This window comes from Paracnuella aquatica (genome assembly GCF_003332885.2).
Classification (GTDB): Bacteria; Bacteroidota; Bacteroidia; order Chitinophagales; family Chitinophagaceae; genus Flavisolibacter; species Flavisolibacter aquaticus.
Window position 1 is genome coordinate 1 of record NZ_QOWJ01000019.1, and the last position, 16,834, is coordinate 16,834.

General features: G+C 48.7%; 15 protein-coding genes, 1 tRNA gene and 1 pseudogene. 7 read left to right on the plus strand and 10 right to left on the minus strand.

Annotation, left to right across the window (positions count from 1 at the left end; genetic code table 11):
* Positions 1-217: 217 nt before the first annotated feature.
* From DRJ53_RS19555 to DRJ53_RS19575, 5 genes are all read right to left on the minus strand, one after another.
* Complete coding sequence (locus DRJ53_RS19555) at positions 218-526, minus strand: helix-turn-helix domain-containing protein (protein WP_114237365.1); 309 nt, start codon at positions 524-526, stop codon at positions 218-220.
* A gap of 218 nt (positions 527-744) precedes the next feature.
* Positions 745-1,923 carry a site-specific integrase gene (locus DRJ53_RS19560; RefSeq protein ID WP_162303937.1) on the minus strand — a complete coding sequence of 393 codons (1,179 nt, stop codon included), beginning with the start codon at positions 1,921-1,923 and terminating at the stop codon, positions 745-747.
* Positions 1,924-2,166: 243 nt separating this feature from the next.
* Positions 2,167-2,256: transfer RNA gene (locus tag DRJ53_RS19565), tRNA-Ser, on the minus strand.
* 33 nt (positions 2,257-2,289) lie between these two features.
* Complete coding sequence (locus DRJ53_RS19570) at positions 2,290-3,054, minus strand: TatD family hydrolase (protein WP_241558636.1); 765 nt, start codon at positions 3,052-3,054, stop codon at positions 2,290-2,292.
* Between the two features lie 347 nt (positions 3,055-3,401).
* Positions 3,402-4,040 (minus strand): polysaccharide deacetylase family protein, encoded by a 639-nt coding sequence (locus DRJ53_RS19575; RefSeq protein ID WP_114237367.1) that lies wholly within the window; start codon positions 4,038-4,040, stop codon positions 3,402-3,404.
* A gap of 212 nt (positions 4,041-4,252) precedes the next feature.
* Between DRJ53_RS19575 and gltX the strand changes: the two genes are divergently transcribed.
* The 5 genes from gltX to DRJ53_RS19600 all read left to right on the plus strand — a co-directional run bounded on the left by gltX (position 4,253) and on the right by DRJ53_RS19600 (position 9,264).
* Positions 4,253-5,773 (plus strand): glutamate--tRNA ligase, encoded by a 1,521-nt coding sequence (gene gltX / locus DRJ53_RS19580; protein ID WP_114237368.1) that lies wholly within the window; start codon positions 4,253-4,255, stop codon positions 5,771-5,773.
* Positions 5,774-5,804: 31 nt separating this feature from the next.
* Positions 5,805-7,337 carry an ArnT family glycosyltransferase gene (locus DRJ53_RS19585; protein WP_114237369.1) on the plus strand — a complete coding sequence of 511 codons (1,533 nt, stop codon included), beginning with the start codon at positions 5,805-5,807 and terminating at the stop codon, positions 7,335-7,337.
* Positions 7,338-7,382: 45 nt separating this feature from the next.
* A complete protein-coding gene (locus DRJ53_RS19590; RefSeq protein ID WP_114237370.1) occupies positions 7,383-7,799 on the plus strand; it encodes a cobalamin B12-binding domain-containing protein in 417 nt (138 codons plus the stop codon).
* 172 nt (positions 7,800-7,971) lie between these two features.
* Positions 7,972-8,751, plus strand: a complete 780-nt coding sequence (locus DRJ53_RS19595) for an enoyl-CoA hydratase/isomerase family protein (protein ID WP_114237371.1) — start codon at positions 7,972-7,974, stop codon at positions 8,749-8,751.
* A gap of 135 nt (positions 8,752-8,886) precedes the next feature.
* On the plus strand, positions 8,887-9,264 hold the full coding sequence (locus DRJ53_RS19600; RefSeq protein ID WP_206609844.1) for a DUF4406 domain-containing protein: 378 nt from the start codon (positions 8,887-8,889) through the stop codon (positions 9,262-9,264).
* Positions 9,265-9,287: 23 nt separating this feature from the next.
* Here DRJ53_RS19600 and DRJ53_RS21910 read toward each other — a convergent pair whose 3' ends face one another.
* From DRJ53_RS21910 to DRJ53_RS19610, 3 genes and pseudogenes are all read right to left on the minus strand, one after another.
* Positions 9,288-9,596: a RecQ family zinc-binding domain-containing protein gene (locus tag DRJ53_RS21910; RefSeq protein WP_421911905.1), complete on the minus strand. Its 309-nt coding sequence runs from the start codon at positions 9,594-9,596 to the stop codon at positions 9,288-9,290.
* Between the two features lie 582 nt (positions 9,597-10,178).
* Positions 10,179-11,186: pseudogene (locus DRJ53_RS21915) on the minus strand (RecQ family ATP-dependent DNA helicase); the annotation flags it as partial.
* A 334-nt stretch (positions 11,187-11,520) separates the two neighbouring features.
* Entirely contained in the window at positions 11,521-13,635 is a 2,115-nt protein-coding gene (locus tag DRJ53_RS19610) for a heavy metal translocating P-type ATPase (protein ID WP_114237373.1), read from the minus strand.
* Between the two features lie 421 nt (positions 13,636-14,056).
* Here DRJ53_RS19610 and tsaE point away from each other — a divergent pair, with 421 nt between their 5' ends.
* Both tsaE and DRJ53_RS19620 read left to right on the plus strand, forming a co-directional pair.
* The gene (tsaE, locus tag DRJ53_RS19615) at positions 14,057-14,473 is read left to right on the plus strand and encodes a tRNA (adenosine(37)-N6)-threonylcarbamoyltransferase complex ATPase subunit type 1 TsaE (RefSeq protein WP_114237374.1); all 417 of its coding nucleotides are present in this window, start codon (positions 14,057-14,059) and stop codon (positions 14,471-14,473) included.
* Between the two features lie 64 nt (positions 14,474-14,537).
* The gene (locus DRJ53_RS19620; RefSeq protein WP_114237375.1) at positions 14,538-15,752 is read left to right on the plus strand and encodes an alanine dehydrogenase; all 1,215 of its coding nucleotides are present in this window, start codon (positions 14,538-14,540) and stop codon (positions 15,750-15,752) included.
* 33 nt (positions 15,753-15,785) lie between these two features.
* On the opposite strand, the gene DRJ53_RS21375 is transcribed toward DRJ53_RS19620, so the two are convergent.
* Positions 15,786-15,941, minus strand: a complete 156-nt coding sequence (locus DRJ53_RS21375; RefSeq protein ID WP_155523232.1) for a putative periplasmic lipoprotein — start codon at positions 15,939-15,941, stop codon at positions 15,786-15,788.
* Between the two features lie 135 nt (positions 15,942-16,076).
* The gene (gene bla / locus DRJ53_RS19625; RefSeq protein WP_114237376.1) at positions 16,077-16,832 is read right to left on the minus strand and encodes a subclass B1 metallo-beta-lactamase; all 756 of its coding nucleotides are present in this window, start codon (positions 16,830-16,832) and stop codon (positions 16,077-16,079) included.
* Positions 16,833-16,834: the final 2 nt, after the last annotated feature.

Consider the following 16,834-nt stretch of genomic DNA (forward strand, 5'->3'; position numbering starts at 1 on the left):
TCACCGCGTTGAATTGAAAGGAGAATCGATGCGAAAAAGAAGAGCAACAGCCAATTGAAAAAGCAAGTCCTAAATTTGAATTGCAAAGACAAATTAGAAAAGCAGTAAAAATAATTTTTTCACTGCCCACATCCCTCAAAAAAACAGGCCTCCTCGCCAGCAAAAAGGTGGGTCAGTTTGCTCCGGCCTGAATGGGTCACCTTGACCGGCTTATGCATTAATTATTGAATCTTGATTGAATGGGTGCAATCCTGTTGCTTTTAATGGCATCCAAAACGTCGCTAAGAAAATACACCACCTTTCCGCCAATATGCGAATAAGCAATGTGGCCTTGCGCCCTATAATTGGCTGTTGTGCGCTTGGAAACTTTCAACATCTTTTGGAGATCAGGATCATCCAGAATGATTTCACTTGCAGGCCGCTGCGCCTGCTGGACTTCGTAACGTAGAACGCTAATAAACTCTAATAACTCGGGCCGACGACGAAAGAGGTCACTGTTTTCATTGAAATACGGATTGCTTTTCATTGGGTTAACTATTTATTGTGGGCACTAAACTAATTAGCAATGAATATGCAAAGTGCAAAGTGGAAGATAAAATAACTTCCACTGAAATCGATCTCAACCCATCAACAAAACACGTTGACTATCAATCATTTACAATGAAAATAAAAACAAAAAAAGTGGCAAATAATTATTTGCCACTTTGCTTAAAAATACCATCTCAGATCTATTATTATTTTAGTCTATTTGAACAATCCACTAATTTTAGCCATGTCCCCTTTTAACTTATGAGAAACAACCTTTGCATAATGCTGTGTCTGCTTTAGGCTGGCATGCCCCAACATGGAACTTACGGACTCAATAGGCACGCCATTCGACAAGGTAACCGTGGTGGCAAAGGTGTGCCTGGCCAAGTGCATATGGAGCTCCTTTCCAATTCCTGCCATGCTGCCTATGGTCTTCAGTCGCTGGTTCATTTTCTGATTGGTGGAAACATACCAGACAAAGTCACGGAAGTCCTCAGTTGGACTATATTTCTTTAAAATCCTAATTGCCGGCGGGAGCAGGGGCACTATGCTTTCTTGCCCCGTTTTTTGCCTGGGCTTACGGATATAGAAAGTATCATCATTGTCCTTTTGTATAAAGTACCGACTCAATTGCTTTAGATCACTATAGGCAAGGCCGGTATAGCAACTGAACAAGAAAATGTCCCGAATCCGGTCCAGGTCAGGGCTCTTTAATTCAACGGAGGTTAACAACTCCATTTCTTCTTTCGTGAGAAAACCTTTGAATACCGGCTTTTGCTTTAGCTTAACCTCACGAAAGGGGTCTTGCCGGAAAACACCAGCCCGTATGGCTGGCATCAGGATCGTTTTAAAAAACACCACATACTTTACAGATGAATTGTGTGAGATGCCTCTGGTTCCCCGCAAGTATTGAAAGTACTTCTCCAGGAATGAAGCATTGATCCGCTGTAGCGCATAGTTCTTCACCTTAAACTCTGTTTGCAGAAAATGCTGCACATGCGAGGCACTGCGGCGGTATTTGTCTACGGTGGCAGGAGAAATGTCGATGTGTAGGCGAGATTGAATACGCTTTTTTTCGTCTTCCAGGTAGTCCATTAAAAGCGTTGGCGCTTCTTCCTTTCCCTTGATCTTTTCCACCAGCTCATCAATAGTAAAGTCGAGTCCATTATAATGAAACCCTTCAAAAGCATCGTATGCTTTCCTATGAATGATGTCCAGGTTTCTGTTAAGTGCACCTGCAAGGTTGTTTACCTTTTTTACCCGGCCCAGGTCTTTGTCCCATTCCACTTTTTTGCAGTAAAGCCCGGTAAAAGTGTCCCGCCGCTGTCCGCGGTAGATCAGGCGTAAAATGATGGGATGGTCACCTTTGGCGTTCTCATGTGTAGAACGCAGCATGAACGTGATGCGAATGTTTAAAAGTTCCAGCATATAGAATTACAATTTTCTTGCGATTGCAAATTCCTCAACTGGTGTACTTATTCAAAGTGCAGATGTAAGCAGATCGATGCAAATCATGACATATTGTCTTTTGCGTCTCCGAAACTACACCAAAAAGGTGCATTTATCTGCATCATATTGCAAAAAACAAAAAGTGCAAACACCTGATTTTCAGCCATTTGCATCTTTTTTCTGTCATTTTGGCGGAGAGAGCGGGATTCGAACCCGCGATAGAGTTACCCCTATACACACTTTCCAGGCGTGCTCCTTCAACCACTCGGACACCTCTCCTTTTCCGCTGGCGGGCAGCAAAGGTATAGATTGTCAGCTTAAATTGAACAACCGTTGTGCATTTTCTGATGTAATGCGGCAAATATCATCAGCAGGTTTTCCGGTGATCTCTACCAGCTTCGCCACAACATGCTCCAGGTAGGCCGGCTCGTTGCGCTTGCCCCTGAACGGAACCGGTGCCAGGTACGGCGCATCGGTTTCCAGCACCACGCCATCCAGCCCCACTGCAGCAACTACTTTATCCAACCCGCTGTTTTTAAAACTCACCACGCCGCCAATACCCAGGTACATGCCCATTGCCAGTATCCGTTCGGCCTGCGCCACGTTTCCCGAAAAACAATGAAAAACGCCTCTGGTGCCTGGGTGCTGTTGCACCACTTCAATGCACTCGTCGGTAGCATTGCGCGAATGAATAACAATGGGCAGACCGGCGGCCTGCGCCATTGTTATTTGCTGGTGAAAAGCTTCGTACTGCTGCTCCACGTAGGTTTTATCCCAATAAAAATCCAGCCCGATCTCCCCTACCGCTACAAATGACTGCTGCTGCAGGTACGTGGCAATGGCATCCAGTTCTTTGCCAAAATCCTGGTTTACCGAGCAGGGATGCAGTCCCATCATCGGGAGGCACTTCGGGTAACGGGCCGATACTGCCAACATTGCCTCATGCGTGCTGCTGTCGATGGCAGGTAGCAGCATTTGCCCCACACCTGCGGCGGCGGCGCGGGCCAGCATGCCCTCCATATCGGCACTAAACTCGGGCAGGTAAATATGCGTATGCGTATCAATTATGTTCATCATCGCTTTTTCATTAATCAAAAATACCCGGCTGCACTCATTCACCCCTTGCAACAAACGAAGTTAGCCGCTTAAAAAATGAAGCTGTTTTAGGCCCTGATTGCACACCCATTTTTACCTAAAAATGCTTGCTAAAAAATCAAGGAAAAAGGCCTGAATTTGTGGGCAAATATGGGCAGATTTTGCTTTAACAATCCTGAAACCTGCTGTGGTACAAGCTTTTAAGCCATTTAGAAAAACCCTATCAAATTACTTGGCATTAATTCAAAAAAAACTTTATACCTTTACCCCAGTTTTCATAGGGTACGGATTAAAAACGGGCCAGGGTTTCTACCCAGGCCCTAACTTTTTTATAGACCTGCTGTAATGGCATCAAAACGAAACCCTTTCCCCGCCAACACTTCCAACGCCTTCGGCAAAATCTCTTTTAAATTCGGAAACGCTTTTTCGCTGTCGTGAAATACAATAATGCTGCCCGCCCGTGTATGTTTCAATACACGGTTCAGGCATTGCTCCGGTGTTAGGCCGCGGTCGAAATCGGCACTCAGCACATCCCACATAATGATGTGCGAACGAGGCCCCAGCATGCGTTTTATTTGCGTAGCCTGTATGCCCCGGATGCGGCCATACGGCGGCCGGAACAGATTGCTTTGAATGACTCCGGTTGCCTGCTGCACATTTGCCAAATACTCGCTGTTACGCACCTTCAGGCCGTTGAGGTGGTCAAATGTATGGTTGCCCACTGCATGGCCTTCGGCCAAAATGCGCTGGTACACATCGGGGTGTTGCTGCACATTTTTACCAATGCAAAAAAACGTGGCTTTAGCGCTATATGTTTTCAATAGGTCCAGCACAAACGGCGTGATCTGCGGATGCGGGCCATCATCGAATGTGAGGTACACAACCCGCTCGGTGGTGGGCAGCCGCCAGGTGTAGCGCGGAAAAATGAGGGGAATCCAAAACGGGATTTTAGGCACAAGCCGGTGCATGTGGGCGAAGGTAGGATTGAAGACCGGAAAGACGGAAAAGACCGAGAAGTCCGGAAAGAATTTATCTCATTTCAAAAAGCTGCTCGTCAGATGGATGGGTACATGTATTATCACGAAACATCCTGTGAACATTTGCAAACATCTTTTCTGTCCTTCCCGTCTTTTCGGACTTTACCGTCATTACCGTCTGCTCACTTTACCTTTGCCCTGCTATGAACCGAAAAGTAAGAGTAAGATTTGCGCCCAGCCCCACCGGTGGGCTCCACCTGGGCGGCGTTCGCACCGTGTTGTACAACTATCTTTTTGCAAAACACCACGGCGGCGAATTTGTGTTGCGCATCGAAGACACCGACCAAACCCGCTTTGTGCCCGGCGCTGAAGATTATATTTTTGAAACCCTTGCGTGGTGTGGCCTGGAGCCCGATGAAAGTCCACGCCACGGCGGACCATTTGCGCCATACCGCCAAAGCGAACGCAAACCACAGTACCGCCAGTATGCCGAGCAACTGGTAGCGGCTGGCCAGGCTTATTATGCTTTTGATACGCCGGAAGAGTTGGAAGCCATGCGCAACCGCCTGCGTTCTGAAGAAAGCCCCAACCCGCAATACGACCACAAAGTACGTGGTGAAATGCGCAATTCGCTTAACCTTCCCGAAACGGAAGTACAATCCCTGCTCGATAGCGGCACGCCGCATGTGGTGCGCATTAAAATGCCGGAGGGCGAAAAGCTCTCTTTCACTGATTTGATACGCGGCGAAGTAAGTTTTGATACCGCGTTGGTGGATGATAAGGTATTGTTGAAAGCCGATGGCATGCCTACGTACCACCTGGCCGTAGTAGTGGACGATTACCTGATGGAAATTTCCCACGCCTTCCGTGGCGAGGAGTGGCTGCCCAGTGCACCGGTGCATGTGCTGCTGTGGCGCACCCTTTTTGGCGAAGACCAGATGCCGCAATGGGCGCACCTGCCGCTGATTTTGGGCCCTTCGGGCAAACTGAGCAAACGCGATGGCGCCAAGTATGGCTTCCCTGTTTTTGCAGCCAATTGGGCCGATCTAAAATCGGGCGAATTGACCGAAGGCTTCCGCGAACGGGGCTTTTTACCGCAGGCATTTGTAAACCTGCTGGCCATGCTGGGCTGGAACGACGGCACCGAGCAGGAACTGTTTTCACTGGACGAACTGGTGCAACGTTTTGATATTGCCAAAGTGCATAAAGGCGGTGCCAAATTCGATTTTGAAAAGGCAAAATGGTTCAACCATGAGTGGATTAAAAAGCTGCCTGTGGCGGAATACAGCGCACAAGTTCAAACCATTTTTGAACAACGCGGTATAACGGTTACGGACAAGGGCTTTTTTGAAAAAGTATTAGAATTGGTAAAAGACCGCTGCACGCTGCTCACCGATTTCTGGGAGCAAAGCGCATTCTTTTTTACGGCCCCAAAAGAGCTGGATACAACGGCCATCAAACCCAAATGGACCGAAGCGAAAACGCAATTTTTCCAAAACTTTACCGGTGCATTGGCGCAGCTGCAAACATGGGATGCAGCATCGCTGGAAACCCTGTTTAAAGAGCAGGCAGCAGCGGCTGGCATCAAGCCCGGCGAGCTGCAACTGCCGCTGCGCATCATGCTGGTGGGCGGCAAATTTGGTCCGCCGGTATTTGATATTGCAGCACTCATTGGCAAAGAAGCAACAACATCCCGCATTGAATATGCGCTGACGCAGCTTTGATTTTTTGTAGCTTGGCAGCAACGACACTGCTATGCGCAAAAAAGACTGGCTAATCATATTGTTACTGGCAGCACTGAAAATGGTGCTGCCATTTTTGTTGAGCCACCCCGCATTTGGCCTCCACCGCGATGAATATCTTTATTACGAACAAGGCCACCACCTTGCATTGGGCTACCTCGAAAACCCGGCGCTGATTGGCTGGCTGGCCAGCATTTCATCGCTGCTTGGCGGTTCGTCTTTCTGGATCAAATTCTGGCCCGCTGTTGTTGGTGCTGCCACGCTAATTATTACCGCAGGCATTACCAAAGAACTGGGCGGTCGCAGTTTTGCTTTGCTCATTGCGGGCCTCGGCATTATTTGTAGCGGTTACCTGCGGGTGCATTTTCTATTCCAGCCCAATTTTTTAGAAATCTTTTTCTGGACGCTGGGTGCCTACTTTTTACTGCGGTACATCAATACACAACAGCATCGCTATCTATACCTTTTGTTTGCTGCTTTAGCGTTGGGTTTGTGGAGCAAATATTCTGTTGTGTTCTTTGCAGCATCCATGATGTTTTCCATATTGCTTTCACCGCATCGTAGAATGCTGACGCAAAAACATTTCTGGCTGGCGGTGTTGTTAGGTGTGGCACTTGCAGCGCCCAATATTTACTGGCAGGCAACACACAACTGGCCGCTCCTGCACCATATGAAAGAGTTACGCGAAACGCAGTTGCAGCATGTAGACCGCACCACATTTTTTAAAGAACAATTACTGATGTTGTTGCCGGTTGCCTTTGTGTGGATTGGCGGTTTGATCTGGTTGTTGCTGCACAAAAAATACCGCTTCATAGGGCTCACCTATTTGTTTTGCGTGGGCCTGATTGCAGCGGGCAGCGGCAAAGGATATTACACATTGGGTGCTTACCCCATGCTATTGGCGGCAGGTGGTGTGTGGCTGGAGCAAAAACTGGCCCGTACCGCGTTTTGGCGAGCCGCATTCGTTGTACTTATCATTGCACTAACACTACCCATCATTCCACTGCTGCTGCCCCTGCGTGCACCGCAGGATATGGCGCGGAGAAACGAAGAATTGGGGCTAAAAAACATTGGCATCCTGCGCTGGGAAGATTTGCAGGATCACCCGCTGCAGCAGGACTTTGCCGATATGATCGGCTGGGATGAACTGGCGCACAAAGCGGAAAAAGCTTTCCTTGCAATGCCCGATTCTGCACAGCAAAACACAGTGGTGTATTGTCGCAGCTACGGGCAGGCCGGTGCATTAAAATACCACGCAAAAGACCCGCTGTTTCGCAGCAAAATCATTTGCGACAACGGCACTTTTTTGTTGTGGATACCTGATTCGCTTTCGCTGCAGCACCTGCTATTTGTAGGGCGTGACATGCCGAAAAAAGACGATGCAGTTTTCCAACAGTTTGCCTCGGTGCACCTAATCGACTCGGTGACTAATCCACTTTCCCGCCAATATGGCGACAAGATCATTTTATTTAAAAATGCCAACGAACGGGCAGCCCCAATGGCCACGCAGGGGCTGGATGCAATGAAGGCCCAGTTTGGTGAGTAAGCGCAAAAAGGGAATCGCTATTTTTGAGGCTGAGAAAACGATTGCATGAATATACTCAACCGACCGATCCGTGTGCTGGTAGCAAAAGTAGGCCTCGATGGCCACGACCGTGGCGCTAAAGTAATTGCCACTGCCTTGCGCGATGCAGGCATGGAAGTAATCTATACCGGCCTGCGCCAAACCCCTGAAATGGTGGTGGCAACCGCCTTGCAGGAAGACGTGGATGCCATTGGCATCTCTATTTTGTCGGGTGCCCACATGACTGTTTTTCCAAAGATCATTGCGCTGATGAAAGAAAGGGAAATGAACGATGTGCTGCTGACCGGCGGCGGAATCATTCCCGATGAAGATATGAAACAGCTCAATGACCTGGGTGTGGGCAAACTGTTTGCACCGGGCACATCCACTGGCGATATTGCCACATACATTCGTGATTGGGTCCAGCAAAACCGCAGCTTTTGATGCGCAGGCCATTATTAATATTGCTGCGGATTATCGCCATTGCGGGCCTGCTGGTTTACCTCTATTTTCTATTTACACAGCAACCAGTACCCAAATGGACACTCTTTGTTTTTGCGGGCAGCATGCTGTTGGTATTGTTGCTTAATTTTTATCAAAATTTAAAAAGCCGAAAATGAATCATACGACCCTTTTACCGACCCTCGAAAACGGCATACTCACGGTTACCATTAACCGACCTGATAAATTGAATGCACTCAATAAAGACGTATTTACCGACATCGATGCGGTGCTGCAGGAAATTGAAAGCAATAAGGAAATAAAAGCCGCCATCATTACCGGCAGCGGCGCAAAAGCATTTGTTGCAGGCGCCGACATTTCGGAATTTACCGGCCTGAATGGTGATGAGGGTATGGCCTTGGCCAGACGCGGACAAAATATATTTTTCAAAATCGAACAGGCCACCAAACCAATTGTGGCTGCAGTAAACGGGTTTGCCTTGGGCGGCGGTTGCGAGCTGGCCATGGCCTGTCATTTCCGCATTGCCAGCGAAAACGCAAAGTTTGGCCAGCCAGAAGTAAACCTGGGACTGGTACCCGGCTACGGCGGCACGCAACGATTGGTGCAATTAATTGGCAAAGGCCGTGCATTGGAACTGCTGCTTACCGCCAACATGATTGATGCGCAAACAGCGTTGCAATATGGGCTGGTAAACCATGTGGTGCCACAAGATCAATTGCTGGAGAAAACAACGGCGCTGCTGCAAACCATTTTGCAGAAAGCACCGCTTGCCGTTGCCCATTGCATTCGTGCAGCCAACGCAGCTTTTGAGCCCAATCACCAAGGATATGAAGTGGAACTGGAAGCATTTGGTGCCTGCTTTAACACAGCAGACATGAAAGAAGGTGCAACCGCATTTTTGGAAAAACGCAAAGCCAACTTTACGGGCAGTTGATTGCCGCATACATGAAATTGCGGCCACTGTCCACTGCATGTAACCAGTAAAATGACAGCAATAGTTTTTATACAAATGCCGGGGTAATTTTCACAAACGAAAATGCCCCGGCATTTTTTATAATCATAAACAAACATGACAGTAACCAACAAATCGATGATGATTTTAGTAGCCGGCCCTTACCGCTCCGGCACCAATGACGATCCTAAACTTATTGAAGCCAATGTACAGGCCATGACGCAGACTGCACTGCAATTGTACCGCATGGGCCACATGCCCGTGCTGGGCGAATGGTTTGCATTGCCGCTGATCGATGCAGCAGGTTCCAAACAAATGGGCGATGCAATTTTTAATGAAATGTTTCACCCGGTTGCGGTTAAACTCATAGAGCATTGCGCTGCTGTGTTGCGGATTGGTGGCCCATCTTCTGGCGCTGATGAAATGATCAACACAGGGAAAGCAAAAGGCAAGATCATTTTCCAAAGCATTTCGGAGATACCGCAGATTGCATAAAATTCAAATAGCGAATACAGACTTTATTTCCACTTCAGCTTGCCGCTTTCATCGCCGCTTACAATTGCTTCTGCCTGCAAAAAGTGCAGCACTTCTTTGGCTTTGTCTTTTGGTGTGCCATGCATTGCATCGAGCAATTCCGATAGCATTTTTGGTTGCTGCAATTGCCGCTGAATATGCTTGCTGATGGCATCAAATTCAGCGGGTGTCAGTGGCGTTTTTTTACGTTGTAAACAAACATCACATGTCCCGCAATTTTGCGCAGAGGCATCGCCAAAATACTGGTTGATAAACCTGCTGCGGCAGTCCTTTGTGTGTACGTACTCCAGCATTTTTTTTACCCGAGCAGCAAACGATTCCCTGCGTTGCCGGTACGCCGCATGGTCCATTGTTAACTCCGCTGCAGGCACCCGGTGTTTGCGCCAGAATATATTTGGCTGGTCGTTGGCTACCGTGTATTGAATAATGTGCAGCGACGCTATTTCCCGCAGTTGTTGCTTTATCTCTTCTTCCTTCAGGCGCATTAGTTTTGCAAGCAACGCCTCTGAAATATTTGCCGGAAAATCAAAGATGCCGCCATAGGTACGCAGCAGCATAGTAGTGAGCGGTTCGTATTTTGGATACGATTCATAAAACTCGTGCAGCAGTTGCCGCGATGCAGTAAACACCACCGTTGCCGGTGCAAAGCTGCGTTCATTGAAATCAAACCACCCATCGCTTTCCAAAGCTTTCAATGCATACAATGCAGTAAGGCTATCCAGCTTAAAGTTCTTTACAAAGGCATCGAAGCGAAAATCAAAAGCCTGGTCTTCGCCGGTATAGGTAGGCATTTGTAAAAAATTGACCAACGCACCAAACACCGCTTTTATTTCAGTGAAAGATGGATAACGCTTTTCGGGCAAAGCTTCCAGTTCCTGTAGTTCACGTTCGCTATAGAGCAGTACTGCATAACTTTTGTTGCCATCGCGGCCGGCACGACCTGCTTCCTGGTAGTAGTTTTCCAAACAATCAGGCACATCGTAATGCACCACGGCCCGTACATCGGGTTTATCGATGCCCATACCAAATGCATTGGTACAAACCATCACTCGTGTTTTATTTTGAATCCATGCTTCCTGTCGTGCAGCACGTTCTTCATTGCTTAACCCCGCATGATAAGGCTGCGCCGAAATACCCCGCAGTTGCAATAAGTCCGATATTTCCACCGTACGCTTCCGGCTTTTGCAATACACAATAGCAGTGCCTGGCACTTTGGTTAGGATCTGCGTCAGCTTATTGATTTTTGCATCTACCGCAAAGGCGCTGTAGGATATATTTTTCCGCTCAAAACTTTGCCGCAATATATGCGATTCTTTAAACCCGAGTTGATTACAAATGTCCCCTTGCACGCCTTCGGTAGCCGATGCAGTCAGTGCCAGGAGCGGCACATCACGCAGTTGTTTGCGCAGTTGTGCAATGCGTAAATAGGCTGGCCTGAAATCATAACCCCATTGCGAAATGCAATGCGCTTCATCAACAGCAAGCAGGTTTACATTCAATGCAGGTAAAAACTCCTGGAAGAGATCGGTTTCCAGCCGTTCCGGCGAAACGTACAACAATTTATACGGGCCGTATGCCACGTTTTTGAGCGTTTGTACAATTTGCCTGCGCGATTGTCCGGAGTAAATGGCAGCGGCTAAAATGCCTCTTTGCTTGAGCCCTTCCACCTGGTCTTTCATCAGCGCAATGAGCGGCGACACCACAATGCAAATACCTTCCTGCGACATTGCCGGCACCTGGTAGCAGAGCGACTTGCCGCCACCCGTGGGCAGCAGGGCCAGCGTGTCCTTTCCAGCCATCACCGATTCGATGATCTGTTGCTGCAAGGGCCGGAACTCGCTGTAACCCCAGTATTCGTGGAGTATGTCGTGGATGGAATGCATGAAAGTCAAAAGTAAAAAGTAAAAAGTGGAAAGGGTGTCTTTTAAATAGAGACATCCTTTCCACTTTTCTAAATACTCAGAAGGACGACTAATTGTATATCCAACTCGCTAGCAGTGATGTTCTTTTTTGCTCCTGCAAAAAAGAACCAAAAAAGCAGGCCCGAGATCAATGACAGCCTGATCTCGGGTTCGTTCCCTGATTAAGCTTTTGTGCTACTGTGGTAAACGACTATCGGCCCTTGATTGGGGGAGCTAATGATGTAGGATGGTCGCAGATAATTGACGGTCCTTCAATCGTAAATCCGAAATCGTAAATCATAAATCGCAAATCCCATCACACAACTTTCTTCACAAACAACCTTCCCGAATTTATTGCCAACACCACATCGCTCAGGCCCATGACCAGTGCGGCAAATGCCGGACTTAAAAAGCCCAACGCTGCAATGGGGATGGCAACAATGTTGTACGAAAACGCCCAGAACAAATTTTGTTTGATGGTGAGATAAGTATTGCGACCGAGGCCCAGTGCTTCGGGCAGCTTTTTAAGGCCGCTGTTCATCAGCACCACGTGTGCACTTTGCATGGCCAGTTGCGAAGCATCGCTCATAGAAATACCGATGGTGGCTTTTGTCAATGCCGGTGCATCGTTGATGCCATCGCCAACCATGATGGTGGGCTGCTGCTCCGACAGTAACGCGATCTTGGTCAGCTTTTGTTCTGGTGTTTGCTCGGCAATCACTTCATCGATGCCCAGTGTATCGGCCAGTTGCTTGCATTTTTCATAGCGGTCGCCCGAAAGCAAAATGGTTTTAATACCACGGACACGCAGGTAGTTTACCACATCGGCCGCTTCGGCCCTGATCTCGTCCTGCAGGTCAATCCAGCCAAGCAGTTCGCCATTGCGCAGCACATAAATGTTGTGGCTTTGATCGTTGGTTAAATGTGCCGCTACTTGGTACGAACCGGCTTTGTACTCATTGCCATCAAAATCGGTGGCTACCATGCCGAGGCCTTTTACTTCCTCGACCTTTTTCCAGCGGATGGGCGCTGCACCTTTCCATGCTTCCACAATGCTTTTTGCCAGCGGGTGGTTCGAAAATTTTTCCAGCGACCAAACAATGTTTTTAAAATCAGTTTCGGCAATGTTGGTAAACGAGTAGTTGGCGATCACAAATTTGCCGGTAGTAAGCGTGCCGGTTTTGTCAAAAACCACCTGCTTAATGTTGCGGAACAACTCCAGGCTTTTTGCCTGCCGAAAAAGAATGCCGTTGCGAGCACCACGGCCCAAACCTACGGCAATGGCGGCAGGTGTGGCTAAACCCATAGCGCAGGGACAGGCAATAACCAGTACCGCAATGCTACGCATCATAGCGGGGGTAAATGCACCTAAAATAATCCAGTTGGCAATCAGCGTTACCGCTGCAATGCCCAGCACCACGGGCACAAAAATGGCAGAGATGCGGTCGGCCAGTTGCTGCACCGGAGGCTTTTCGCCCTGCGCTTTTTTTACCATGTTCAAGATGCCCGAAAGCACGGTATCGTTACCGGCAGCAGTAACAATTGCTTTTACCGAACCGCTTTCCAGCACCGAGCCGCCAATGAGCATGTCTTTTTTGCCTTTGGCAACGGGCAGGCTTTCGCCGGTAAGCAAGGCTTCGGAAACCTCGGCTTCGCCCCATAATATTTTACAGTCGGCAGGCACCTGCTCGCCGGTGCGGATCAGCAACAGATCACCATTTTTTAGTGCCGTACTTTCCACCGGAAAAACATGCTCCTGGTGCTGGTCGTCGTAGGCAATCATGTTGGCCATTACCTTTTGCGATTTCACCAAAGCCTTCAGCGAACGCTGCGTGCTTTTCATGGTGCTTTCTTCCAAAAACTCACCAAAGAACACCAGCGTAATGATGGTTGCTGCGGTTTCAAAAAAAAGGTAATCATCGCCAAGGCCCATCAGCGCACCAATAAGGCTGTACACAAAAGCCGCGGTGGCGCCGATGGAAATCAGCACGTTCATATTGGGAATACCATCGCGCAGGCTTTTAATGGCCGAACGGCCAAAATGCCGCATGCCCACAAAGTACACGGGCAGCGTAAGCGCCAGTTGCACCCAGGGGTTCATGAGCCAGTGAATGTGCAGGCCCGGAATCATGTGCAGCATCAGCACCAACGTAAAAGGCAAACAAAACCAGAAACGCTGGATGTTGTTGTGTAAAAATGGCTTTTTGCCTTCGGTAGCCACGCCACCTTCCGAAGCTACTTTGTAGCCCAGTCCTTCCATGCCTTTGGCCAGTTGCTGTTTGGTGGCAGCGCCGTTGATGTCGAAAGAGACATCGCCATCGATGGGGTTTACCGAAACGTTTTGTGCCCCGCTTTGCTGCAGGTATTTATTGATGGTAAGCGCACAGTTGGCGCAGTGTATGCCGTCTACTTTCCATTGTATCTTTTCCATGCTCGCTGTGTCTTTGCTGCAAAGGTACCAAGGGGTGAAAAGGTGGTGAAAGATCGCATGGGCTATCTTTTCAACGAGGTTGCAAAAGGGGGAATTTTAAGTAAATATTTTTGCAGTGGGGATGCAGATTTCACGCAGCGGACACGGCGGGATGGCGGCGCAGCGGGTTGTTTGGCACCAATGCGGTAGTTCGTCATTGCGAGGCGCAGTGGTGTATTATTGTAAAATGTATTTCCTGCGCCGAAGCAATCTCTTGCTCCTTAAGCGGCTCTGCTAAAAACGAACTAGCGACCAAGCTGATTGGGGGAGATTGCTTCGGCGCACACCGCTCATTTTACAACAACGCTTTCGCTGCGCCTCGCAATGACGGTTTACCGGCTGGCTGGCTGCGGCGTTTGCCACGCCAAACTATCTTTGCCGCATGAAACAGGAATTAAGCCTGCACGAACTGGAATCGTTTGCCGCCGAATTTTGGCAACAGGTGGCTAATGCCAAAGTGATCCTTTTTTACGGGCAAATGGGTGCCGGGAAAACAACGCTTATCTCGGCCCTGTGCCGGGCACTGGGCGTACAGGATACGTTGAGCAGCCCCACATTTTCCATCATCAACGAGTACGCCGACGGGCAGGGCCGCCCCGTTTACCATATGGACCTATACCGCCTCAACTCCTATGAAGAAGCCGTGCAGGCCGGCGTGGAAGACTGCATTACTAGTGGCTACACCTGCCTGGTAGAGTGGCCCGAAAAAGCCCCGCAGCTTTTTGATGCACAAACAGTGCAGGTGCACCTGTCGGTAATGGATGGGGGCAAGCGGCTGGTGGAAGTAAAAGGCCTGTAAATCATTCACATGGGTCTGGCATAACATTCGTATTTTGGGCACTCAAAATAGAGTCCCGGCTCCCATGTCGCAGCAGAAACCATTAATCAGCACTTCATTTTCTTATGAAACGCTTGAAGAAACCCTGGATATAAAACCCAAGGGTGCTCAGCTACACATCGGCATTCCCAAAGAAATTGCTTTCCAGGAAAACCGCATTGCGCTTACCCCCGATGCGGTAAGCGTGCTGGTGAGCAACGGCCACCAGGTAACCATCGAGCACAATGCCGGCGAGGCCTGTCATTTTTCGGACCGCGACTACAGCGAGGCCGGCGCCAGAATCGTGTACGAACGGGAAGAGGTGTTTAAAGCGCCCATCCTGGTAAAAAGCGCCCCGGTTATTGAAGAAGACCTGCCGCTGCTGCAGTTGAACCAGATGATCGTTTCGCCCATTCACCTGAGTGTGCTGAAATCGGAGTTGCTCCAGAAAATGATGGAGAAACGCATCACGGCCATTTCGTTTGAAAACCTCAAAGACGACAGCGGCAATTTTCCCATTGTACGTGGCATGAGCGAAATTGCAGGCTCCGCGGTGATGCTGATCGCAGCGCAATATCTTTCTTCTGCCAATCATGGAAAAGGCGTTTTATTGGGCGGCATTTCGGGCATTGCGCCAACCAAAGTCATCATTCTCGGTGCGGGCATTGTGGGCGAATATGCGGCCCGTGCGGCACTGGCACTGGGTGCTTCGGTAAAGGTGTTTGATAACAGCGTGTATAAATTAAAACGCCTGCAAAATAATATTGGCCAACGCCTGTGGACCTCTGTAATCGAGCCCCGCATGCTGGCCAAACAACTCAAAACCTGCGAGGTGGCTGTAGGTGCACTTTCATCCGAAACTGGCCGCACACCAATTGTTGTAACCGAGGAAATGGTGAGCAGCATGCGCAAAGGCAGCATCATCATTGATGTAAGCATCGACCGCGGCGGCTGTTTTGAAACTTCAGAAATTACCACGCATGAATCGCCCATTTTTTTGAAATATGGCGTCATTCATTACTGCGTGCCCAATATTCCGTCAGGCTTTGCCCGCACGGCATCGCAGGCCATTTCCAACGTGCTGATGCCGCTGCTGCTGGAAGCCGGCGACGAAGGCGGTTTTGAAAAACTGATCTGGCACAATGTGCACCTGCGCTCCGGCATTTATATGTTCAAAGGCGCCCTCACCAATTTTTATTTAAGCGAACGCTTCGGCATCAAATACACCGACCTGAACCTGCTGATTGCCAGCAGGCGATAACCCTTGCCACTACATACCTGTTTTTCCTGGTGCTCAACCATGCATCCCCGGGTTGGGCGGTATGGGTATCAGTATGGTATCGGGCAATGGTTTGATCGGCTGGGTAAAGTTTACGTCTACGCTATCCTCCCTCAGGTCCTTTGAGCACGCCGCCAGGCTCATCATCAGCAATATCAAAGCGTATTTCATAACCAAAAGTTTAGTGGTTAATACTCACACTTGGTTATACAAGTAAGGTACCAAATGATGCTCTGCAGTTACGGCTGTTTTTGGTATAGGATGGAAAGGCTTTGATAAATGGATCAGCACCGGCAAATGCTGTTCTTATTGATCCTTGAATAGCTGCATCGTAAAATCGAGCAGTTCGCTATTGCCATAATTGCCATGACCGGGTACTACAATCCGCACATCGGGATATGCAGCTTTTACCTTCTGTACTGTGTTCGACCAACGCTCCACTTTTGCATCTCCTAAGTATCCCTTTCCTGCATTCAATTCTTTTATAAGGCATCCGCCAAACAGCACCCGGTCGGCCGGGAAATAACCAACAATATTGTCGGCAGTGTGGCCTTCGCCAAAAAATTTCGCCACGATGTTGGCGCTGCCCACTTTAAGCAAAAGCGAATCATCAAAGCCATGTTGCGGCACAGCAAAATTGTTTGCCCTGGCAAGTGCAATGGTTTTATTATTGGCATAAGATGGAATGCCTGCTACCGTAAATGCCTGTAACCCGCCTAAGCAATCATCATGAAAATGCGTTGGAATAACAGCATTGATCTTACACTTCAAGCTGTCATTGATCCATTGGATCAACGAGGTTGCAACGGTATCGTTTGTGGGTGTATCAAACACGATGGCTTCGCCATCATGGCGCACAACAAGCCCGTTACATGGCACATTTCCAAAGTCATTCGTTTGTTTAAACGATGTATGCTGGAAGGAATTTTCAGCGATTTGGGTAACGATCAAATCACCGCTTTGGTACACTTCTTTTGCTTGGAACTCAACCGGCTTTTGATTGGAACAGCCCGCAATTATTACCGCAAAAATTATAAAGCCGATGTATTTAAACCGAAACATAC